General features: G+C 69.4%; 12 protein-coding genes. 9 read left to right on the forward strand and 3 right to left on the reverse strand.

Translation table 11 applies throughout. The annotated features are described in order from the left end of the window. Positions 1-349: 349 nt before the first annotated feature. Positions 350-1399, reverse strand: a complete 1050-nt coding sequence (locus JKJ07_RS49000; protein ID WP_203078782.1) for a LacI family DNA-binding transcriptional regulator — start codon at positions 1397-1399, stop codon at positions 350-352. A 215-nt stretch (positions 1400-1614) separates the two neighbouring features. Between JKJ07_RS49000 and JKJ07_RS49005 the strand changes: the two genes are divergently transcribed. The 5 genes from JKJ07_RS49005 to pulA are packed head-to-tail and all read left to right on the forward strand — an operon-like array spanning position 1615 to position 12381. Then, positions 1615-2874, forward strand: coding sequence for a sugar ABC transporter substrate-binding protein (locus JKJ07_RS49005; protein ID WP_203078783.1), 1260 nt, complete (start codon positions 1615-1617; stop codon positions 2872-2874). After that, entirely contained in the window at positions 2875-4458 is a 1584-nt protein-coding gene (locus JKJ07_RS49010) for an ABC transporter permease subunit (protein ID WP_203078784.1), read from the forward strand. Beyond that, entirely contained in the window at positions 4455-5297 is an 843-nt protein-coding gene (locus JKJ07_RS49015; RefSeq protein ID WP_203078785.1) for a sugar ABC transporter permease, read from the forward strand. Before JKJ07_RS49010 ends, JKJ07_RS49015 begins: the two co-directional genes overlap by 4 nt. Further along, entirely contained in the window at positions 5294-7036 is a 1743-nt protein-coding gene (locus JKJ07_RS49020; protein ID WP_203078786.1) for a glycoside hydrolase family 13 protein, read from the forward strand. Before JKJ07_RS49015 ends, JKJ07_RS49020 begins: the two co-directional genes overlap by 4 nt. Positions 7037-7047: 11 nt before the next feature. Then, on the forward strand, positions 7048-12381 hold the full coding sequence (pulA, locus tag JKJ07_RS49025) for a pullulanase-type alpha-1,6-glucosidase (RefSeq protein WP_203078787.1): 5334 nt from the start codon (positions 7048-7050) through the stop codon (positions 12379-12381). Here pulA and JKJ07_RS49030 read toward each other — a convergent pair. After that, on the reverse strand, positions 12378-14345 hold the full coding sequence (locus JKJ07_RS49030) for a putative bifunctional diguanylate cyclase/phosphodiesterase (protein ID WP_203078788.1): 1968 nt from the start codon (positions 14343-14345) through the stop codon (positions 12378-12380). The genes pulA and JKJ07_RS49030 overlap by 4 nt on opposite strands. A gap of 236 nt (positions 14346-14581) precedes the next feature. Between JKJ07_RS49030 and JKJ07_RS49035 the strand changes: the two genes are divergently transcribed. Both JKJ07_RS49035 and JKJ07_RS49040 read left to right on the forward strand, forming a co-directional pair. Next, entirely contained in the window at positions 14582-15181 is a 600-nt protein-coding gene (locus tag JKJ07_RS49035) for a TetR/AcrR family transcriptional regulator (RefSeq protein ID WP_203078789.1), read from the forward strand. 88 nt (positions 15182-15269) lie between these two features. Further along, entirely contained in the window at positions 15270-16775 is a 1506-nt protein-coding gene (locus JKJ07_RS49040; RefSeq protein ID WP_203078790.1) for an MFS transporter, read from the forward strand. Here the strand turns inward: JKJ07_RS49040 and JKJ07_RS49045 are convergent. After that, the gene (locus JKJ07_RS49045; protein WP_203078791.1) at positions 16772-18757 is read right to left on the reverse strand and encodes an ATP-binding protein; all 1986 of its coding nucleotides are present in this window, start codon (positions 18755-18757) and stop codon (positions 16772-16774) included. The two genes, JKJ07_RS49040 and JKJ07_RS49045, sit on opposite strands and share 4 nt — an antisense overlap. 338 nt (positions 18758-19095) lie before the next feature. On the opposite strand from JKJ07_RS49045, the gene JKJ07_RS49050 reads away from it, so the two are divergent. Further along, positions 19096-20631 (forward strand): MDR family MFS transporter, encoded by a 1536-nt coding sequence (locus JKJ07_RS49050; protein ID WP_307834840.1) that lies wholly within the window; start codon positions 19096-19098, stop codon positions 20629-20631. A 161-nt stretch (positions 20632-20792) separates the two neighbouring features. Then, positions 20793-23450 (forward strand): GTP-binding protein, encoded by a 2658-nt coding sequence (locus tag JKJ07_RS49055; protein WP_203078792.1) that lies wholly within the window; start codon positions 20793-20795, stop codon positions 23448-23450. Positions 23451-23585 lie beyond the last annotated feature (135 nt).

Below are 23585 nucleotides of genomic sequence, written 5' to 3' on the forward strand. Positions count from 1 at the left end.
TCGCGATACAGGCGCACAGCCCTCGCCCGTAGTTCGTCGGGGTACTTCTTCGGTGCGGCCACGGATAATTCCTCCCCATGATCAGTCGATCATGCTTGAGAAGCTCCGCCAAACCGGGGGGAACTCACTTCGTCCACAGCGCGGCAGCCAGACCACCCGGCGCAAGGGGATTACCCAGGTCAGCCATGCATCCCAGCCGCGGGTGACCAAACGCCTGGCCGTCACGTGTTCCCATGCAAGGTCGGGGGATGGGGTGACCACTGAAAGCGTAAAAACGTTCTGTCTAGCTTCAGTGGGCACCCCATCCCCCGGCCGTCCAAGCGCAAGAAAATCGAGGAAACCCACCAGCTCAGGCGGCAGACGAGGAGACCGGCCGATCACGGTGGCGGGGAGCCTTAGCGGTGGAGTCGCGGACGACCAGCTCGGGGCGGAAGAGGTACTCCGAGTGCGGCGCCCCGTGGCCGTTGATCTCGTCCATCAAGGAGCGAACAGCAGCCACGGCCATGGCGGTCACGGGCTGGCGCAACGTCGTCAGCGGCGGGTCGGTGAAGGCGATCAGCGGGGAATCGTCGAAGCCGATGACTGAGACGTCGCCCGGGACGGAGAGGCCGCGGCGGCGGGCGGCTCGGATCGCGCCCAGGGCCATCAGGTCGGAGCCGCAGACCAGGCCGGTTGCGCCCATGGCCAACAGGCGGTCGGCCGCGACCTCGCCGCCTTCGACGCCGAACAGGGTCAGGGAGACGTAGTCGTCGAGGTGGGCGTCGGCGATGCCTAGTTCGCGTTTCATGGCTTGGCGGTAGCCGGCCAGTTTGCGTTGGACGGCGATGAAGCGGTTCGGGCCCGAGATCATGCCGATGCGTTTGTGGCCGAGGGCGACCAGGTGGGTGACGGCCAGGTCGCCGGCCAGGCGTTCGTCGCAGGAGACGAACGGGGCCTCGATCCCCTCGGCGTAGCCGTTCATCAAGACGATTGGCAGCGGGCGGTCGAGCAGGCGCTGGTAGCGGGCGTGGTCGGCCGTGGTGTCGGCGGACAGGCCGGAGACGAAGACGATCCCGGACACTTGGCGGTCGAGCAGCATCTCGACGTATTCGTCCTCGGTGACGCCGCCGGGGGACTGGGTGCACAGGACGGGCGTGTAGCCCTGCTGGGCCAGCGTCGACTCGATCACCTGGGCGAAGGCGGGGAAGATCGGGTTGTCGAGCTCGGGGACGACCAGGCCGACCAGGCCGGCGCTGCGCTTGCGCAGTCTCTCGGGGCGCTCGTAGCCGAGGACGTCGAGCGCGGTGAGCACCGCCTGGCGGGTCTCCTGGGAGACGCCGGGGCGGTCGTTGATGACACGCGAGACCGTCGCCTCACTGACCTGGGCCTGACGGGCGATGTCGGCCATCCGTGCACGCATGGCGACAACTCTAGTGCTGCCGCGTTTCCGGGGAGATCCTGCAAGCTCTTCCATTCGCTGCAAGCTCTTGCTAACGTCCCGGCAACGACAACGATACAGGCCGATGCCTGGCCAGGGTGCTGCTCGCTGGTTCTTCGGGATTCGCGAAACCGGCCCAGTTCGCAAGCCGATGAAAGTTGCTGCAAGATCCACCAAGCTCATACAAGGAGACGCCCATGCGCATCCGTCCCGCGGGTGTAGCCGCCGCCCTGATCTGCGCTCTGGCCCTCGCCGGGTGCGGCGGGAGCGACGACAAGAGCAGTCCCACCGATAACCCGTCCGCCAATGCGGGTGGGAAGCAGGGCGAGCTCGTCATCTGGGCCGACGACAAGCGGTCGGCCGCCCTCAAGCCGTTCGCCGACAAGTTCGGGGCCGAGAACGGCGTCACCGTCAAGGTCCAGGCGATCTCGAAGGATCAGCAGACCACCTTTGTCACCGCTTCTCAGCAGGGGAGCGGCCCCGACGTGATGGTCGGCGCGCACGACTGGATCGGCAACCTCGTGCAGAACGGCGCGATCGACCCGGTGCAGCTGGCCGCCGAGCAGACCAGCGGCCTCAACCCCAACGCGCTCAAGGCGGTCACCTTCAACGGGCAGACGTACGGGGTCCCGTACGCGATGGAGAATCTGGCCTTGATCCGCAACACGGACCTGGCTCCGGAGGCGCCCAAAACCATCGAGGCGCTGGTGGCCGACGCAAAAAGGCTGAAGGACGCCAAAAAGGTCACGGAGACGCTGTGCCTGCAGGTCGGGCAGAACGGCGACGCCTACCACCTGTATCCGCTGTATTCGAGCGCCGGCGGTTACCTGTTCGGCACCGGCGCGAACGGCGATTACGACCCCAAGGATCTGGGCGTGGGCAAGCCGGAGTCGGTCGCGGCGTTCAAGAAGATCGCCACGCTGGGGGAGAAGGGGTCGGGCGCCCTCAAGCGGTCGATCACCCCGGAGAACTCGATCGCCACTTTCACCGGCAAGAAGTGCGCGTTCCTGGTCAGCGGTCCGTGGGCGATCACCGACGTCAAAAAGGCCAAGCTCCCGTACGACATCAGCCCCGTCCCCGGTTTCGCCGGCGGGCAACCCGCGCGGCCGTTCCTGGGGGTGCAGAGCTTCTACGTCGCGTCGAAGGGCAAGAACAAGGCGCTCGCGCAGGAGTTCGTGACCAACTACGTGACCACGCCGGAGCTGGCCGTCGCGCTGTATGAGGCCGAGCCCCGGCCGCCGGCCCTGACCGCCGCGTTCGACCAGGTCAAGGGCTCCGACGCCGATCTCGAGAAGTTCGTCGAGGCGGGCAAGGACGGGCAGCCGCTGCCGGCCGTGCCCGAGATGGCGGCGATCTGGGACCCGTTCGGCAAGGCGGAGGCCTCAGTGGTGGGTGGCGCCGACCCGGCCAAGACGATCACGGCCGCGGGCAAGACGATCTCGGCCGCGATCAAGTAAATGACGGCGACGAAGCTTGGCGGGCCTGAGGTCCAGGCCCGCCCGGCCGTGGAAGAGAAGCCCGACAAAAAGGGCACGATGATCAAGATCCCGCTGCTGGGGATCACCACGGCGATTGCGATCTGGGCCGCCTTCCCGCTGGTCGACAACGAGGCCTGGATCGGCCTGGCCGTCCTGATCGCGACGACGGCGGGTCTGCTCTACCTTTACCTGACTCCGCGCCACATCCCACTCAAATACCTGGCCCCCGGCACGATCCTGCTGATCCTCTTTCAGGTTTTCCCGGTGCTCTACACGGCGAGCACGGCGTTCACCAACTTCGGTGACGGTCACCGCGGCAGCAAGCAGGAGGCCGTCACCGCCATTCAGACCGCGTCGGTCACGCAGGTGCCGGGTTCCCAGCAGTACGCCCTTACGGTGGCGACGACGGGCGATCCGGCCACCGGCCCCCTGGTCTTCCTGATCACCGACCCGGTAACCAGGCAAGTTGAAGCCGGCGACGCCGACGGGCTCAAGCAGATCGAGGCCGCCGTGAACAGCGCCGGGCGGGTCACCGCGGCCGACGGCTTCACGGTGCTCACTGTCGGGCAGGCGAGCGTCCGCAGTGCCGAGATCACCGCGCTGGCCGTGCCCACCGCGGGTGGCGCCATCCGGTCGTCGGGGCTGTCCCGGGCGTACGAGGGAAGGGCCGGCCGCGCCTATGACGAGGGCTGCGACTGCATCCGCGACACGACCACCGGCCGGACGTGGACCGCCGACGAGACCGTGGGCGCGTTCGTCGACGGCAACGGCGAGCGGCTCGCGCAGGGCTGGAAGGTCGGCGTCGGGTTCAGCAACTTCACGCGCGTGCTGTCCGAGCCTGCGATTGCCGGCCCGTTCCTCCGTACGCTGGTCTGGAACCTCGCCTTCGCCATCGCGTCGACCGGCGGCACGTTCGTGCTCGGGTTGCTGCTCGCGATGGCCCTGCACTCGCCCCGGGTCCGCGGCCGCACGGCCTATCGCGTGCTACTCGTGCTCCCGTACGCGATGCCGTCGTTCGCCATGCTGCTGGTCTGGCGCGACATGTTCAACACGGACTTCGGGCTGATCAACAACCTGCTCGGCCTGGACGTCGACTGGTTCGGGGGCAGCGCCTCGGCCCGGCTGGCGGTGATCCTCGTGCAGCTGTGGCTGGGTTATCCGTACATGTTTCTGGTCGCCACCGGCGCGTTGCAGGCCATCCCGCGCGAGCTGGCCGAGGCGTCCCGGATCGACGGCGCGAGCGCGTGGGGCGGCTTCCGGCGGATCACCCTGCCGCTGCTGATGGTCGCGCTGACCCCGCTGCTGATCTCGTCGTTCGCGTTCAACTTCAACAACTTCAACGCGATCTACCTGACCACCGAGGGCGCGCCGTTCCCGGCCGACAACCCGGCCAACGGCGCCACCGACCTGCTGATCACCTACACCTACCGGATCGCGTTCGGCGGGGGCGGCGCCCAGTACGGCTTCGCCGCGGCCATCTCGATCTTCATCTTCCTGATCGTCGCCGTGGTGTCGGCGGCCAGCTTCCGGCGCACCCGTCATCTGGAGGAGGTTCACGCATGAGTTGGCTCAAGCAGGTGGGCTGGCGGCACCTCGTCGGCGTCCTCATGCTCGTCTTCGCGCTGGCGCCGATCGTGTTCGTCGTCTCGGCCGCTTTCAACCCGCTCGGCACGCTGTCGTCGAGCGAGATCGTGCCGACCGGCGCCTCGGCCGCCAACTTCACCCGGCTGTTCGCGGACACCGAGTTCGGCCACTGGTTCCTCAACTCGATAGTGATCGCCGGGCTCTCGTCGGCCGCCTCGGTGTTCATCTCGGCCCTGGCCGCGTACGCGTTCAGCCGCCGCCGGTTCCGCGGCCGCCGGGTGGGGCTGCTCTCGGTCCTGCTGATCCAGATGTTCCCGCAGTTCCTGGCGATCGTCGCGATCTTCCTGATCTTCTCGACGGTCACCGACTACTGGCCGGCGCTCGGCTTCAACACGTGGTGGGGGCTGATCCTGCTCTACCTGGGCGGCGCGCTGGGCGTGAACACATGGCTGATGAAGGGCTTCTTCGACACCGTGCCGCGCGAGCTCGACGAGTCGGCCACGATGGACGGCGCCAGCCACCCGCAGGTGTTCTTCCGGATCCTGCTGCCGCTGGTCGCGCCGATCCTGGCCGTCACCGCGCTGCTGGCGTTCATCGGCACGATCAACGAGTTCCTGATCGCCAACGTCTTCCTCACCGACGCGGGCGCCAAGACGTTGCCGGTGGGGCTGGTCGGCATGGTGGCAGGGGAGCGCAACGCCAACTTCGGCATGTTCTGCGCGGGCACGCTGCTCACCGCGATCCCCACCGTCCTGGTGTTCCAGCTGCTGCAGCGTTACATCACCGACGGGCTCACGGCCGGGGCGGTCAAGGGATGAGGCCGCATCACGACGGCAGCGAGCTGTACGTCAGCGATCCCGCGCCGGCGCTCGGCGACACGGTCACCGTGTTCGTGCGGGTGCCGCGCGGGACCGGGGTGTCGCGCGTGCACCTGCGCTGGGTGCGCGACGGCGAGCCGGTGTTCACATCAGCAAAAGTTGATCATGTGCACCACAACGACACCTGGTGGCGAGCGGAACTGCAGGCTTGCAACCCGGTCACCCGCTACCGTTTCCTGCTCGGCACGACGAGCGGCGTGCGCTGGCTGACCGCGTACGGGGTCACGAATCACGACGTGCCCGACAGCACCGACTTCCGGCTGGTCGCGCAGCCACCCGCCCCGGCGTGGACGCGCGACGCCGTCATTTATCAGATCTTCCCCGACCGGTACGCCCGGTCGGCCGCGGCGGAGCTGCGCGAGACCCCGGACTGGGCGATCCGCGCGGACTCCTGGGACGAGCCGGTCGTGCCCGGCCCCGATGCTGTCCGCGTGCTCCACGGCGGCGACCTGGACGGCATCGCGCGGCGGCTCGACCACGTGACCGCCCTCGGCGCGAACACGATCTATCTGACCCCGTTCTTCCCGGCCCGCTCCAACCACCGCTACGACGCCTCGGGTTTCGACCGGGTCGACCCGCTGCTCGGTGGCGACCGCGGGCTCGAGCGGCTGGCGGCGGCGGCCCGCGAGCGCGGCGTGCGGCTGATCGGCGACCTGACCACCAACCACACCGGCGACGCGCATCCGTGGTTCGCCTCGCGGCCCGACTTCTACTACCCCGGCGTCTTCTGGCTCGGCGTGCCCAGCCTGCCCAAGCTGAACTGGGCAAGCGCCGGCCTGCGCGAGGAGTTCCGCGCCATCGTGCGGCGGTGGCGGGCCGAGCCGTACGGGCTCGCGGGCTGGCGGATCGACGTCGCGAACATGACCGCGCGGCACGGCGGCGACGACTGGAACCACGAGGTGGCCGCGCTGCTGCGGGAAGCCGTGGGCGACGGCCTGCTGATCGCCGAGCACGGCCACGACGCGACCGATGATCTGGACCGCGACGGCTGGCACGGCACGATGAACTACGCCGGGTTCCTGCGTCCGGTGTGGAGCTGGCTGCGCGCCGAGACCGCCCTTTCCGACAGCCTGGGCAACCCCGAGGAGCTTCCCGTACGCGATGCCGGCGCGCTGGTCGCGACCATGTCGGCGTTCGCGGCGCAGATGTCGTGGCGGTCGTGGGAGGCGTCGTGGTCGCTCCTCGGTTCCCACGACACGGCCCGCATCCGTACGGTCGTGGGCGACGCGGAGCGGCAGCACGTGGCCGCGGGGCTGTTGTTCACGCTGCCCGGCACGCCGATGGTGTTCGCCGGCGACGAGCTCGGGCTCACCGGCGGCGGCAACGAGTCGGCCCGGCAGCCGATGCCGTGGGACCGCCGCAACATCTGGGACAACAAAACGCTGGGGCGTTATCGGGACCTCATCTCGCTGCGTAAGAGTTTGCCGGCCCTCACCCGCGGCGGGCTGCGCTGGGTCCACGCCGACGGCGACGTTCTCAGCTTCCTGCGGGAGAGCGCGTCGCAGAGCGTTCTGGTGCTCGCGTCCCGCGGCGCGGCAAAAGCCAAGCTGACCGGTCTTCCGCCCGGCATCACTCTAGAAAACCTTTACGGCGGCGCCCCGCCGCTGCACATTGAATCCGATGGTTCCACCGTCATCGATATCTCTGGTCCGGCCGTTCAGGTCTGGGTCATCCCGTAGAAGGGGACATAGTGGTCTCTCGAAGTCGGCGGCTCCTGGCCGCTGCCATAACCCTGACACTGCCGTTCCTCGCGGTGCTGCCGACTGAAGTGCAGGCCGCGCCGAAAGCCGCCCCGGCCGACGCCGTCATCGCCCAGTGGGGTGCCGACAAAACGGCCGACAACGAGCAGTACTACTTCGTGCTGCCCGACCGCTTCGCCAACGGCGACAAGGCCAACGACAAGGGCGGCCTGACCGGCGACCGGCTGGCCACCGGGCTCGACCCGGCGGACAAGGGCTTCTATCACGGCGGCGACCTGGCCGGCGTGATCGACAAGCTGGACTACATCCAGGGCCTCGGCACCACCGCGATCTGGCTCGCCCCGGTCTTCAAGAACCGTCCCGTGCAGGGCAGCGGCGACGACGTGTCGGCCGGCTACCACGGCTACTGGATCACCGACTTCACCCAGGTCGACCCGCACTTCGGCACGAATGCCGAGCTCAAGAAGCTGGTCCAACTGGCCCACAAGCGCGGCATGAAGGTCTTCCTCGACATCATCGCCAACCACACGGCCGACGTTATCCGCTACGCCGAGGATAAGTACGACTACATCGACAAGGCCACGAAGCCGTACAAGGACGCGCAGGGCCGCCCGTTCGACGACCGTAAGGGCGAGTTCCCCAAGGTGTCGGCGGCCTCGTTCCCGTACACGCCGGTGTTCCCGACCGCGGCCGACAAGACCGTTAAGAAGCCGGCCTGGCTCAACGACCCCACGATGTATCACAACCGGGGCAACTCGACCTTCGCCGGCGAGAACAGCGAGTACGGCGACTTCTTCGGCCTCGACGACCTGTGGACCGAGCGGCCCGAGGTCGTCCGCGGAATGACCGACATCTACGCGTACTGGATCGCCGCCACCGGCATCGACGGCTACCGGCTCGACACCGTCAAGCACGTCGACCTCGACTTCTGGCCGCAGTTCAGCGCGGGCATCGAGAAGGCGGCGCAGCGGGCCGGCAAAAAGGACTTCTTCATGTTCGGCGAGGTCTACAGCGCCGACCAGGAGATCCAATCCACGTACGTACGCCGCGGTGGTCTGCCTGCCACGCTGGACTTCTCGTTCCAGGAGGCGGCCAAGGGCTTCGTGGCCGGCGACGGCTCGGCCCAGGCCCTGGCCGACCTGTACGCCAAGGACGACCTCTACGCCGCGCGCGACACCGGCGCCGGGCGGCTGCCGACGTTCCTGGGCAACCACGACATGGGCCGGATCGGGTCGTTCCTCAAGGGCGACGACGCCCTGCGCCGCGATCAGCTGGCGCACGAGCTGATGTTCCTGACCCGGGGGCAGCCGGTCGTCTACTCCGGCGACGAGCAGGGCTTCACGGGGCCGGGCGGCGACAAGGACGCGCGGCAGGACATGTTCGCCTCCAAGACCGCCGACTACCTCGACGACGACCTGATCGGCACCGACCGCACGCACGCCGTCGACAACTACGACACCGCACACCCGATTTACCGTACGATCGCCGCGCTGGGCGCCCTGCGCAAGGCGAACCCGGCGCTGCGCGGGGGAGTGCAGGTCACCCGGCACGCGGCCGACGGTGTCTTCGCGGCGTCCCGGCTCGACCGGGCCCAGCGAGTCGAATACGTGGTGGCGGCCAACAGCGGCACCACCGCGAAGACCGTCACGGTCGACACGTGGACGCCGTCAACTTCCTTCCGCGGCATCTACGGCTCTGCGGACAATTCGAACAGCAAGATCGACGGCAAGTTGACCATCACTGTGCCGCCGCTGTCGGCGGTTGCCTTCAAAGCGGACAAGTCGCTCCCGGCTGCGTCTGGTGGTCCCACGATCAAGTTCACGTCGCCGACCGACGCGCTGGTCCCCACTCGTACGAAACTGGCCGTGGAAACCACCGGCGACCCCCTGGCCACGACCACCTTCGCGGCGCAGATCGGCGACGGCCCCTGGCGGCTTGTCGGCTCGGGCACGAACTCGGCCTATCACGACCTGACCGGCCTCGCGGGCGGCACGACGGTTCGCTACAAGGCGGTCGTCCGCGACAGCAGGGGCCGGCTGGCTTCCGCGACCACGTCGATCAAGGTGGGCACTCCGGTCAGCACGACCAGTCCCGACTACGCCGTCGTGCACTATCAGCGGCCGGCCGGGGGCTACGACGACTACGGGCTTTACGTGTTCGGCGACGTCGATCCGTCGATGACGACCACGTATCCGGCCGGGCAGCCGTTTGCCGGCGAGGACGCGTACGGGAAATTCGCCTTTGTGAAGCTGGCCCCGAACGCCAAGAACGTGGGCTTCATCGTGGTCGGCAAGGACGGGGTGAAGGACGTCGACGCCGACCGCTTCTTCGACCCGTCGCAGCACGGCGAGATCTGGCTCAAGCAAGGCGAGGCGGGGATCACCACCACGCCGCCGTCCGTTTCACAGGACCCGAACACGGCGACCATCCACTATCGGCGGGCCGACAACAACTACGCCGGTTGGGGCCTGCATGTGTGGGACGGCGCGGCCAACCCGACCGACTGGGCGGCGCCGATCCAGCCGTCGGGCACCGACTCGTTCGGCGCCATCTACCGCGTGCCGCTGGCGGCCGGGGCGTCGGCGCTGAAATACATCATCCACAAGGGCGACGAGAAGGACCTGCCCGACGATCAGCAGCTGACGTTCGCCGAGGGCGGTCGCGAGATCTGGCTGCTGGCCGGGGTGTCGCCGCGGGTGGCGCCGGTCGTCAAGAAGACCGGCTCGGGCGGCGTGATCGACGTGACCAAGTCGTCGGCCGTCTGGCTCGATCGGGGCACGATCGCCGTCCCCGCAGGAAAGACCGACGGCAAGATCTACGACCTGGTGTACGCGCCCGGTGGCATCACGAATGACGTCTCCGGCGACCTCAAGTCGGTGCGGCTCACGCCCGGTGCGCTCACCGACGCCCAGCGCGCCCGGTTCCCGCACCTGTGGCAGTACGACGCGTTCAAGCTGCCCCGGGGCGTGAACGTCAAGGACGTGCTGCGCGGGCAGGTCGTGTTCACCGAGCGGGACGCGGCCGGCAAATTGCTGGCGGCCACCGGCGTGCAGACCGCGGGCGTGCTCGACGACGTCTACGCGGCCGCGGCTGCCGACGCCAAACTGGGGCCGGTCGGCACGACGTTGTCCGTGTGGGCGCCGACCGCGCAGAAAGTCGACCTGCAACTGCACGACACGGCCACGTCCGGGCCCGTTTCCGTGGCGATGAACCGCGACGACCGTACGGGAATCTGGTCTGTCCGCGGCCCGGCGGCCTGGAAGGGCAAGTACTACACGTATCGCGTGACGGCGTGGCAGCCCGCGGCGCAGAAGGTGGTCACGGCCGCGGTCACCGACCCGTACTCGCTGGGTCTGTCCACCGACTCGAAGCTGAGCCGGATCGTCGACCTGGCCGACCCGGCCCTCGCGCCCGCCGGATGGTCGTCGTTGCGCAAACCGGCGGCGGTGCCCGCGGCCAAGATTCAGATCTCCGAGCTGTCGGTGCGGGACTTCTCGATGGCCGACAAGACGGTCCCGGCCGCGCAGCGGGGAACGTACGCGGCCTTTACGGAGCCGAAGACCGATGGGATGAAGCACCTGACCGCGCTGGCCGACGCGGGGGTGACGCACCTGCACCTGTTGCCGGCGTTCGACTTCGCGACGATTCCGGAGAGACGGGCCGACCAGAAGACGCCGGCGTGCGACCTGCCCGCGTTGCCGCCGGACTCCGAGGAGCAGCAGAAGTGTGTGGCCGCGGTGGCCGCTGACGACGGTTACAACTGGGGCTACGACCCGCTGCACTACACGGTGCCCGAGGGTGGGTACGCGGTCGACCCCGCCGACCGTACGAAAGAGTTCCGGCAGATGGTGGCCGGGGTGAACAAGGCCGGGCTGCGCGTGGTGATGGACGTCGTCTACAACCACACGTCGGCCGCGGGCACCGATCCCAAGTCCGTGCTCGACCAGATCGTGCCGGGCTACTACCAGCGGCTGCTGGCCGACGGCACGATCGCCAACTCGACGTGCTGCGCCAACACCGCGCCCGAGAACGCGATGATGGGCAAGCTCGTCGTCGACTCGATCGTCACCTGGGCCCGGCAGTACAAGGTGGACGGCTTCCGCTTCGACCTCATGGGCCATCACCCCAAGGCGAACATCTTGGCCGTACGGGCTGCTCTTGATCGGTTGTCGTTGGCGCGCGACGGTGTCGACGGCAAGAGCATCAACCTGTACGGCGAGGGCTGGGACTTCGGCGAGGTGGCCGGGGACGCGCGCTTCGAGCAGGCCACGCAGGCGAACATGGCCGGGACTCAGATCGCGACCTTCAACGACCGGCTGCGTGACGCCGTACGGGGTGGTGGGCCTTTCGACGAGAACCCGCGGGTGCAGGGCTTCGCCACCGGGCTGCTGTCGGCTCCCAACGGGGACGCGGTCAACGGGTCGGCGGCCGAGCAAAAGGCGCGGCTGCTGCACCACCAAGACCTCATCAAGGTGGGGTTGAGTGGCAACCTGGCGTCGTACCGGTTCACGGCATCGTCGGGCGCGGTCGTCACGGGTTCGCAGGTCGACTACAACGGGTCGCCGGCCGGGTATACCGCCGCGCCGGGGGAGGCGATCACCTACGTCGACGCGCACGACAACGAGATCCTGTACGACGCGATGGCGTTCAAGCTGCCGCAGTCGACGTCGGCTCTCGAGCGAGCCCGCGCCCAATCCGTGGCCCTGGCGACAACCGCGCTCGGACAGGGGGCTGGGTTCGTCACGGCCGGGTCGGAGCGGCTGCGGTCGAAGTCGCTGGATCGGAACTCGTTCAACTCGGGGGACTGGTTCAACCAGATCATCTGGGACTGTGCCGCCGGCAACGGGTTCGGTCGTGGGTTGCCACCCGCTGCGGATAATTCGGACAAATGGGTCTTCGGGCGGCCTTTGTTGGCTGACACCGCTCTCGTGCCGGGCTGTGACGCCGTCGCGCTGGCTGACGCCCGCTATCAGGAACTGCTGAAGATCCGCGGCTCGTCGCCGGTCTTCGGCCTGCCGACCGCCGCCGAGGTGCAGAAGAGGCTGTCGTTCCCGCTCTCCGGAACGGCCGAGACCCCGGGGGTCGTCACGATGACCCTGGACGGACGGGGAATCGACCGCACCTGGAAGTCGGTGACGGTGGTCTTCAACGGCACCTCGGCGGCCACCACCCAGACCGTCGAGCCGCTGGCCGGCAAGGCGGTCGCGCTCCACCCGATCCAGCGGAGATCCGCCGACCCGCTGGTCCGCACGGCCGCGTTCGCCAAGGCGACCGGCACGTTCACGGTCCCCGCCCGTACGGTGGCCGTTTTTGTCGAAAGCTAGCCGGCGGTGACGGTCGCGAGCCTGGCCCGCAGGCTCGCGACCGGCTCCGGCCGGCCCAGGTGATAGCCCTGGGCGAAACGGCCGCCGAGCGCGATCAGCAGGTCGAGCTGCTCCTCGGTCTCGATGCCCTCGACCACCACCTTGAGCCCCAGCGTGTGGCCGAGCTGCAGGATCGCGCTGACCAGCTCCTGCTGCCGCCGGTGACCGGCCAGCCCGGTGATGAACGAGCGGTCCACCTTGAGCACGTCGACCGGGATGTCGCGGAGATAGCCCAGCGACGAGTAGCCGGTGCCGAAGTCGTCGATGGCGATGTTCACGCCCAGCTCGCGCAGCTCCTCGAGGCGGCCCGCGGTGACCTCGATGTCGCGCATCAGCACGGTCTCGGTCAGCTCCAGCACCAGCCCGTCCGGGGTGATGCCGCTGCTGGCCAGCGCGTAGGCCACCCGGTCGGTCAGATCGGGCACCTCGAGGTTGGCCGCCGACAGGTTGACGCTGACCCACGCGGGCGCGGTCGCGGGCGACGTCTCCTGCCACTCGCGCATCGTCCGGCAGGCCTCGTTGAGCACCCACCGGTCGATCTCGGTGATCAGGCCCGTCTCCTCGGCCAGCGGGATGAACGAGCCCGGCTGCTGCAGCCCCCGCTCCGGGTCCTCCCAGCGCACCAGCGCCTCCACGCCGCGCACCTCCCGGCTCGCCACGTCGACCACCGGCTGCAGGTGCAGGCGCAGCTCGCCGCGGTGCACGGCCTCGCGCAGCCGCGCCTCCTGGTCGAGCCGGTCCAGCAGCATCTCGTGCATGTGGTTCTCGAAGACCTGATAGCAGGCCTTGCCCCGGGCCTTCGCGGCATACATGGCGACGTCGGCGTTGCGCAGCACCTCGTCGGCGTCGGCGTACCCCTCGGCGGCCGGCACCACCCCGACGCTGACGCTGATCGTCGCCTTGTGGTGCTGCATCTGGAACGGCTTGTCGAGGGCGTCGACGCAGGCCTGGGCCCAGTGCTCGGGGTCGGCCGCGTTCTCCAGCAGCACCGCGAACTCGTCGCCGCCGAGCCGGGCCACGGTGTCGTGCGGGCGCAGCGCGGCGGTCAACCGCTCGGCCGCGGTGCGCAGCAGGGCGTCGCCGGTGTTGTGACCGAGGCTGTCGTTGACCTTCTTGAAGCCGTCGAGGTCGAGGTAGAGCACCGCCAGGCCGCCGTCGCCGTCCGCCCGCCCGGTGCGGGTCCGGGTCATGGCGTGCTCGACCCGGTCGTGGAACAGCTTGCGGTTGGGCAGCCCGGTCAGGCCGTCGTGCAGGGCCTGGTGACGCAGGTCGCGTTCGAGCGCGCGCTGCCGGCTGACGTCGCGCAGCACCACCACGCCGCCGATCCGCCGGCCGTCCTTCTCGAGCGCGCTGATCGTGTAGGCCACCCGCACCGACGTGCCGTCCGGCCGGTCGACGGTGACCTCGGCCTGCTCCACGTCCGGCAGCAGGGTGGCGGCCTCCAGGTCGAGCAGTCCGTCGACGCCCAGCCCGGTGATCCGGCCCGCGGCCTCGTTGGCGAACGTGATGCGGCCGTCCGCGTCGACGCCGCAGATGCCCTCGCCGGCGTTGGCCAGGATCTCGTCGGTGTACTCCCGGGCCAGGATCTCGCCGGTCGACCGGTCGAGGCGTTCGGCCATGTCGTTGAACGCGTCGCCGAGCCGGGACAACTCGTCGCGCCGGCCCAGCGCCACCCGCTGGCTGTAGTCGCCGTCGCGGATGCTCTCCACCGCCCGGGTCAGCCGCCCGATCCGCCGCACGATCGACTCGGCCGTGGCCACGCCCAGCGCCAGCACGAAGAGAATGCAGGCGATCCCGGTGATCACGATGACGGTGTTGGTCTGCCGGGAGGTATCAGCGTCCGCACGCAACACGACGGCCCCGGTCGCGGCCACCATGGCGGCCACCGTGAGGAAGCCGCCGAGCAGCTTCTGCCGTACGTTCATGCCGCCTTGTCCCGTTCCGCCCGGCGAGTTCTTCCCTTCCCTCTTCGGCAGGCCGGGTCGCCAGGTGAGGATTCTGCTTTCCCGTACGGGCTCCCACTCGCCCCCACCCGCTTTTCGCTCGGGCCTTGGCGTCGCGTTCTGCGTCACAATTGGGTGCGGAGATCGTCAGGGTGGAGCGGGAGGCGTAGTGTACGAAACAGTTTCGTTTCGCAGAGGGTGCCGGATCGGGGGTTGTCATGGCTGAGCAGGCGCGAACCGCCTCGCCGGCCGGGCGGTCCCGGCGGCTCGACGGCGAGCGTGAGCAGGCGATCCTGCGCGCCGCGTACGAGTTGCTCGGCGAGACGGGCTATCAGGGCCTGCGGGTGGACGCGGTGGCCGCCCGGGCCCAGGCCAGCAAGGCGACGCTGTATCGGCATTGGCCCACCAAGGCCGAGCTGGTCCTCGACGCCGTCCGTGCCTGCAAGGCGGCCGATGCGCCGTTGCCCGACACCGGGTCGCTCCGCGGCGACCTGCTGGCGTGGTTCGACGACATCGCCTGCATGATCAGAAGCGACGAGGGGCCGCTCCTCGCCGGATTGTTCATGGCCCTGCACACCGATCCGGAGCTCGCCGTGCATCTGCGTCAGATGCGCGAGTCGAAGATCCCGCTCGCGGAAACCATCTGCGCGCGGGGCGAGGCCCGCGGTGAGCTGCGCCCGGGTTACGACCCTCGAGTGATCGACGAGATCGTGCCGGCCGTGGTCTTCATGCGGGGCTTCGCCCTTGGGGAGCCGATCGACCAGCCGTTCCTCGACCACCTCGTCGACGACATCATCCTGCCCCTGCTCAAACGCTGACCTCTTTCCTCCATCAGCACCCGCGTCACTGACGCCGGTGGATCTCCGCATGCCCTTAACTGGGCCTTCTAGATCGTAGGGACCCTCCATGTCCATCACGACCTCCGACGCCTCCACTCCGCCGGATATATCGCCCAAACCGCGAAATCGGTGGTTGGCGCTGGCCGTCATCGCGGTCTCCCAGCTGCTGATCGTGCTCGACGCCACGATCGTCAACATCGCCCTGCCGACCGCCCAGGTCGACCTCAACATCAGCGACGCCGACCGGCAGTGGATGATCACGGCGTACGCCCTGGCCTTCGGTGGCCTGCTGCTGCTCGGCGGCCGGATCGCCGACTTCACCGGCCGCAAGCGGGCGTTCATCATCGGCCTGCTCGGCTTCGCGGGCGCGTCGGCGCTGGGCGGCCTGGCCACCAACGCCGAGACGCTGTTCGCGGCCCGCGCGCTGCAGGGCGCGTTCGGCGCGCTCATGGCCCCGGCGGCGTTGTCGCTGCTCACGGTCACGTTCACCGAATCCCGCGAACGGGCCCGGGCCTTCGGCGTCTATGGCGCGATCGCCGGTGGCGGCGGCGCGGTCGGCCTGCTGCTCGGCGGGCTGCTGACCGAGTACGCCTCGTGGCGCTGGACCCTGCTGGTCGGCACCCCGATCGCGATCGTGGCCGCGCTGGCCGCCGTCCGGTTCGTCGGCGAGAGCCGGGCCGAGGGCAACACCCGCTACGACCTGCCCGGCGCGATCACTTCCACGGGTGGTCTCGTCGCGCTGGTGTACGGCTTCACCAAGGCCAGCGAGGACGGCTGGGGCTCGCCCGTGACCGTGGCCTGGCTGGTCGCGGCGGTGCTGCTGCTGGTCTCGTTCGTCGTCATCGAGCTGCGCAGCTCGCACCCGCTGCTGCCGATGCGCGTCATCCTCGACCGCAACCGCGGGGGAGCGTACGTCTCGGCGTTGTTGATCGGCTCCGGGCTGTTCGGCATGTTCCTGTTCCTGACGTTCTACCTGCAGCTCACGCTGGGCTACTCGGCTCTGATGACCGGCGTCGCGTTCCTGCCGTTCACGCTGGGCATCATCGCCGGCGCCGGGTTCTCGGCCCAGCTGCAGACCCGGGTCGGCCCGCGGATCCTGATGTCCGGCGGCCTGCTGCTGGCCGCGATCGGCATGGTCATGCTGACCCAGATCGGCGTCGACACCGGCTTCTGGAGCCACGTTTTCCCGGCCGAGCTGGTGCTCAGCTTCGGCATGGGCGTCACCTTCGGCCCGATGTCGAACACGGCCCTGGTCGGCGTGGCCGGGCACGACGCCGGCGTGGCCAGCGCACTGATCAACACCGCCCAGCAGATCGGCGGCTCGCTGGGCACGGCCCTGCTCAACACCATCTTCACCTCGGCCGTGGCGGGCTACCTCGCCGACCACCGGGCCGAGATCACCAGCCCGGACCAGCTGCCCGCCCTGCAGCAGGTGGCCACGGTGCACAGCTACACGGTGGCCTTCTGGGTCAGCGCGGCCCTGATCGGCGTGGCCGCCCTGGTCGCGGTGATCCTGGTGCGGGCCGGACGCGAGGAGGTCGCCGAGCACGAGGGTGTTCCGGCCGGGATCTAAACCTCGAGGCTCGGCAGCCGTACGGTGACGGTGGTGCCGGTGGACTCGTGGGACGCCAGGGTGATCGACCCGTGGTGGCGTTCCACGACCACCCGGCACAGGGCCAGGCCGAGGCCCGTCCCCGGAATGCCGGTGTGCCGGGCGTTGCCGGCCCGATAGAGCCGGCGGAACAGGCGTGGCTGCTCGGCCGGGGCCACGCCGGTTCCGCTGTCGGCCACGGTCAGCACGGCCGCCTCGCCGTCCTCGTCGGCCAGGGTCACGACGACCTTGGAGTCGCGGCGGCTGAACTTGACCGCGTTCTCGATCAGCGCGTCGGCCACCTGGCGCAGCCGCTCGGCGTCGCCGGGCACGGTCAGCTCGTCCGGCAGATCGGTCTCGACGGTGATGCCCCGCTGGGCCGCGGCCGCCGCGACGGCGTCGGCCGCGGTCGCCACCACCTCGGTCAGGTCGACCGGCCGGATCGTCAGCTGGGCGTGCCCCGACTCCAGGGCGGCCAGGTCGAGCAGCTTCTCGACCAGGTCACGCAGCCGGGCATTGTTGCGCTGCACCACGTCGAGCAGCTCGCGCACCTCGCCCAGGGGCAGGTCGTCGGGGCTCTCGGCGATCAGATCCACGTACGCCCCGATCGACGTCAGCGGCGTGCGCAGCTCGTGCCCGACGAGCGCGATGTATTCGTCGGTGGCCGCGGCCAGGTGCAACGCCAGCACTTCCGAGCGCCGCTGCTCCAGGAACGCGCCGATCAGCCCGGCCAGCCCGGTCAGCAGCACACCGAGCGCGGCGTCGGGCTCCTGCCGCTCGTACGAGAAAAAGGTCAGCACGCCGACGATGCGCTCACCGCTGCGAACCGGGACCGCGCCGGCCGCCCGGAAATCGGCGCCGGCCGAGATGCTGGGCAGCACGAGCGAGTCGGCGGCGTGCAGGTCGGGCACCCAGATCAGGTCGGCCCGCTGCCAGCACGACCCGGCCAGCCCGGTGCCGCGGGCCATGCTCACCGGCACGGGCAGCGGCCGCTCCTGCGGGGCGGTGTAGACGCCGGCCGGGCGCAGCAGGTCGGTCACCTCGTCGACCAGCCACAACCGCAGATACGGCCAGCTCAGCGTCGACCCGATCGCCTCCAGGATCCGATCGGTGGCGTCCCCGGCGTGCGGATGGTCGGCGATGACCTTGAGCACCTCGTTCTCGCAGTGCTGGAACTGCCGGTTGCGGTGCGCGCCGGTCACGTCGTGCATGGCGGCCACCGCCCCGGTGACCGTGCCTTCGGCGTCGCGTACGGGCCGGGCGTTCACGGCGAACCACCGCGGGCGGTCCAGATCGTCGTGCGCGAGCAGCTCCGCCTGCTGCACATCCTCGCCGGCCAGGGCCCGCGAAAGAGCAAATTCGTGCGTACGCAGGGGGGTGCCGTCCGGATGCATCAGGACGAACTTGTGCGTGGCGTCGCCGATCGGAATGTCCCCGACTCCCGGCCCGATGAACTCCCGCATCGCCCGGTTGACCAGCACCACATGCCCGTCGGCGTCACACGCCGCCACCCCGGCGTCCAGACAATCGAGCAGCGCTTCGAAAACGGCCGGATCGTGCTCGGCCGGCACCTTGGCCACCGGCGCTGCGACCGCCGGCGGCTCGACGGGCAGATGCCCGCGCAGGGCCGCGGTCAGCTCCGGAACCCCGAACGGCTTGCCGATCACCGCCAGCGCACCCGTGTCGGCCAGCCGCGGATCGCCCGGCAACAGATAGGCCGTGACCAGCACGACGGGCGTACCGGCAATCTCGGGGTCGCGGCGAATGGCGACACACAGCTCCAGCCCGTCAAGATGCGGCATGTCGACGTCGGCGACCACGAGCGCGGGCCGATGCTCGGCGATCGCCCGGAGCGCCGCCTGCCCGTCCCCGGTCACCACAACCTCATGCCCGAGCCTGCGAATCACCTCCGCGATCACTCGTTGATGATCAGGGTTGTCCTCGGCCACAACCACGCACGCCACGTCGGCCAGGCTAGGACCGCCACCGTGGGGCCCGAGCAGCTTTGCCCGATCATTCACCGTGGAGTGACGCCGCCCTCCCCACAGCTCACCCCGTCCTGCCAACCCGCCTCCCTGCCACGCCCCTTCACACCTCGCCCATCTCCGCGCCCCACCCTCGGCCTCACGCCCGACTCCCGTGTTTTCCTCGCCCACTTCTCCCGCTGTCCGCTGTACGCCTGCCGCTTTCCGCCCCGCCCCCGCCCGCCCCGGCGGCCCGTGCGCTGCTCATCGGGGTGATCTCGCACTCTTCCCGGCGGCCCCGCCGTGCGGGCCGCGGGCCGGGGGAGTACTGAAACAGGGTGACGGACAACAAGGTCGGACTCAGATCCGAGCGCGGGCCGGTGCTGGCCGCGGTGATGCTGTCGACCGCGCTCATCGCGATCGACTCCACGATCATCGCCACCGCGGTGCCCTCGATCGTCAAGGACATCGGCGGGTTCACCGAGTTCCCGTGGCTGTTCTCGATCTATCTGCTGGCCCAGGCCGTCTCGGTGCCGATCTACGGCAAGCTCAACGACCTGTTCGGGCGCAAGCCGGTCATCCTGTGGGGCATCGGCCTGTTCCTGCTCGGCTCGATCCTGTGCGGCGCGGCCTGGAACATGCTGTCGCTGATCATCTTCCGGGTGGTCCAGGGCCTCGGCGCCGGCGCGATCATGCCGACCACGATCACGATCGTCGGCGACCTCTATTCCGTACGCGAGCGGGCCAAGGTCCAGGGCTACGTGGCCAGCGTGTGGGGCATCTCGTCGGTGGTCGGCCCGACGCTGGGCGGCGTGTTCAGCGAGTGGATCGACTGGCGCTGGATCTTCTTCGTCAACATCCCGCTCTGCCTGCTGGCCGGCGCCATGATCATGCGACGCTTCCACGAGAAGATGGAACGCGGCCGCCCGGTCATCGACTACAAGGGCGCCGCGCTGCTCACCGTCGGCCTGACGCTGGTCATCCTGGGCGTGCTCGAGGGCGGCCAGGCCTGGTCCTGGACGTCGCCGACCAGCCTGCTAGTCCTCGGCGGCGGCCTGGCGCTGCTGGTGATCTTCGGCTTCGTCGAACGCGGGGCGGCCGCCCCGGTGCTACCGCTGTGGGTCTTCCGCCGCCGCCTGCTCGTCACCAGCGGCCAGATCGCCATCGGCGTCGGCGCGATCCTGCTGGCCCTGAGCGCCTACGTGCCGATTTTCGTGCAGGACGTCCTGGGCCAGGGCCCGCTCGTGGCCGGTTTCGCCCTGGCCGCGCTCACCCTGGGCTGGCCCATCTCGGCCAGTCAAGCCGGGAAGGTCTACCTGCGCGTCGGCTTCCGGGCCTGCGCCCTGATCGGCACCACCCTGGTCCTGATCGGCACCTGCCTGCTGCTCCTGCTGGACGCGCAGTCGTCGGTCCTCACGGTCGGCGCCTACTGCCTGGTCATCGGCCTGGGCATGGGCCTGACCGCGGCCCCCACCTTGATCGCCGCCCAATCCAGCGTCGGCTGGTCCGACCGCGGCGTGGTGACGGCCAACAACATCTTCCTACGCTCTCTGGGCAGCGCCCTGGGCGCGGCGGTCTTCGGCGCGATCGCCAACGCCATCATCGGCAGCAACACGGTCGACCCGGCCCGCCTGACCACGGCCGTCCACCGCATCTTCATCGGCATGGTCCTGATCGCCATCGTGATGCTCCTGCTGGCCGCCCTGATCCCCAAATCAGCCGACGCCATCACCACCACCCCCGCCGACGACCACACCCCAGCCCCCGACGACACCACCCCCGCCAACTCCGATTCCCGCGCCGCCGCCGACGACATCCCCGCCAACTCCGATTCCCGCGCCCCCGACGACCCCGCCCCGACCTCCACCCGCTGACCCCACCCGTCGACCCGGGCCCGGCCCCTAAATGGGAGGCGGGCCTGGGCGTGGAGCGCTAACGTCCGAAAAGTCAGATCCCGTTCCCGAAGGAGGAGCAATGCGAAACGGTTTCCCGCCCCGCCTGTTGGAAGCCGTCTCCTCGAAGGATCTGACTCCGCGTGCCCTTTCTCAATCTCGGAATCGTCGCCCATGTCGACGCCGGTAAGACCAGCCTGACCGAACGCCTCCTCTATGCCGGGGGCGTGCTCGACGCTGTCGGCAGCGTGGACGCCGGCACCACCCGCACCGATTCGCTCGCCCTGGAACGCCGCCGCGGCATCACCATCAAGACCGCCGTCGCGTCGTTCCCGCTCGGCGATCGCATCGTCAACCTGATCGACACACCCGGCCACCCCGACTTCATCGCCGAGGTGGAGCGGGCCCTCCGCGTGCTCGACGGCGCCGTCCTCGTCATCTCGGCCGTCGAAGGCGTCCAAGCACAGACCCGCGTACTCCTGCGCACTCTTCGCCGCTTGCGCGTCCCCACCCTCATCTTCGTCAACAAGATCGACCGAGCCGGCGCCCGCTACGACGGCGTCCTCGACGAGATCGCCACGCGGTTGACACCCGGCATCGTGCCGGTCAGCGGCGTCCGCGCCCTAGGCACCCCCGACGCCTCGGCACACCCGCTCGGCTGCTCAGATCCGTCGTTCACCGCCCGCCTGGTCGACCTCTCCGCCGACCCGCACCTGCTGGCCCAGTGGGTCCGCGACGAAACCTCCATCCCGTACGCCACCCTGCGCGACGTCCTACGTTCGCGCACCCACGCGGCGACCGTCTCCCCGGTCTTCTTCGGCTCAGCAGTAACCGGCGCCGGCATCGACGCGCTGCTGCACGGCCTGACCGACCTGCTGCCACCCGCTCCCGGCGACCCGAACGGCCCCCTGACCGGCACAGTGTTCAAAATCGAGCGAGACCGCGCAGGATCCCGCATCGCCTACGTCCGAATGTTCAACGGCACCTTGCACGTCCGCGACCACCTACCCCAAGGCGTAGTAACAGCGATCGAAGCAGTCACCGCCCAGACACCCGCCGCCATCCCCGAGGCCCCACCGAACCGCGCGACCCCCGCCCGCGCACATTCGAGCAATAGACACCCAACCGATCCCACGCCCTCGGTCGACACCACGCTCTCGGCCGACGCAACGGACTCGGCCGACGACAACCGCCCGAGCAGCGCGCGTTCGAGCGACGTTGCGCGTTCTGGTGGTGGGGATATGAGCGACGTTGCGCGTTCGAGCAATGTCGTGCGACAAGACGGGGGCGCGCGGTTGGCCGATTCTGAGCCGGCCGGTGCTGCGCGTCCCGGCAGTGCACCTTCGAGCGACGCTGCGGGCACAAGCGACGTTGCACGTTTGAGCGACGTTGCGCGTTCGAGCGGTAGTGCGCAGTCCGGGGATGCGCGGTTCGGCGGTGGTGCGCGTTCGAGCGATGGTGCGCAGTCCGGGGATGCGCGGTTGGGCGACGTTGCGCGTTCGAGCGATTTGGAGCAGGACGGGGAAGCGCGGCTGGGCGGTGTTGCGCGTTCGAGCGATGGTGCGCAGTCCGGGCATGCGCGGTTGGGCGGTGGTGCGCGGTTGAGCGATGGTGCGCAGTCCGGGGATGCGCGGTTGGGCGGTGGTGCGCGGTTGAGCGATGGTGCGCAGTCCGGAGATGCGCGGTTGAGCGAAGTTGCGCGTTTGGGGGATGTTCAGCGGTTGCGTGATGTTGCGCGTCTTCGGCGGGGGCGGGTGGACGGAGGGGCGCGGTCGGGTGGGGTTTCGGCGGGGGAGATTGCGAAAGTGCACGGGCTGCGCGACGTGCGGATCGGGGATGTGATCGGGGTTGGCGGGGTGGGGAACGAGGGTGAGCTCTTCGCGCCGCCGGGTCTTGAGACTGTTGTTGTTGCTGTGCGGGATTCTCAGCGGCGGTTGTTGCATGCGGCGTTGACCGAGATGGCCGAGCAGGATCCGTTGATTGATTTGCGGCGGGACGATCGGCGGGGGGAGCTGGCCGTCTCGCTCTACGGCGAAGTGCAGAAGGAAGTGCTTGAGACGACACTGGCCGAGGAGTACGGGATCGAGGTCGTTTTTCGGGAGAGCAGCGTGCTGCACGTCGAGCGGCCGGTCGGGTGCGGGCGGGCGATCGAGATCCTCGGCAAGGCCAGCAATCCGTTCCTGGCCACCGTCGAACTGGTTGTCGAACCGGGGGAGCCGGACTCCGACGTGAGCTTCGAGCTCGACGTTCCGATCGAGCAGGTGCCGATTCATCTGTTCAAGACGGAGGAGTTCTTCCGCGAGGCGCTCGAGGACACCGTGCGCCGCACGCTGGGGCAGGGGCTTTACGGGTGGCCGGTGGTCGGCATCCGGGTGCGGGTGATCCGGACCGGGTTCACCGCGCCGATGACGGGGGCCGGTGATTACCGCAAGCTGCTCCCGCTCGTGGTGATGCCGGCGCTGGTCGAGGCCGGCACCGTCGTGTGCGAGCCTGTGCACCGCTTCCGGCTCGATGGGCCGGCCGACACCCTCAGCGCCGTGCTTGGTCTGTTCGGGCGCTACATGGAGTCGTCCCTGGTGGACGGCGCCGGCTTCGTCGTCGAGGGCCGGGTCCCGGTCGCCCGTCTGCGGGAGCTGGAGCTGGCCGTTCCGGGGCTGACCCACGGGGAGGGCGTCCTGGAGACGACGTTCGACAGCTATCGCCCGGTGCCGCCGCCCTATCCGACGCGGGCTCGCTCGGACGACAACCCGCTCGACCGCCGCGAATACCTGCTCCGAGTGGAACGGCGCCTGCGCCTCTGACGGGAGTGCCGGGTCGGGCGGAGTGGTGCCGGTAAAGCTGACGGGCGTGCCGGGTTGGGCGGAGCGGTGCCGGTAAAGCTGACAGGCGTGCCGCTCGGGCGGAGCGGTGCCGGCGAAGCTGAAGGGCGTGCCGGG

Source organism: Paractinoplanes lichenicola (assembly GCF_016785085.1).
Classification (GTDB): domain Bacteria; phylum Actinomycetota; class Actinomycetes; order Mycobacteriales; family Micromonosporaceae; genus Actinoplanes; species Actinoplanes lichenicola.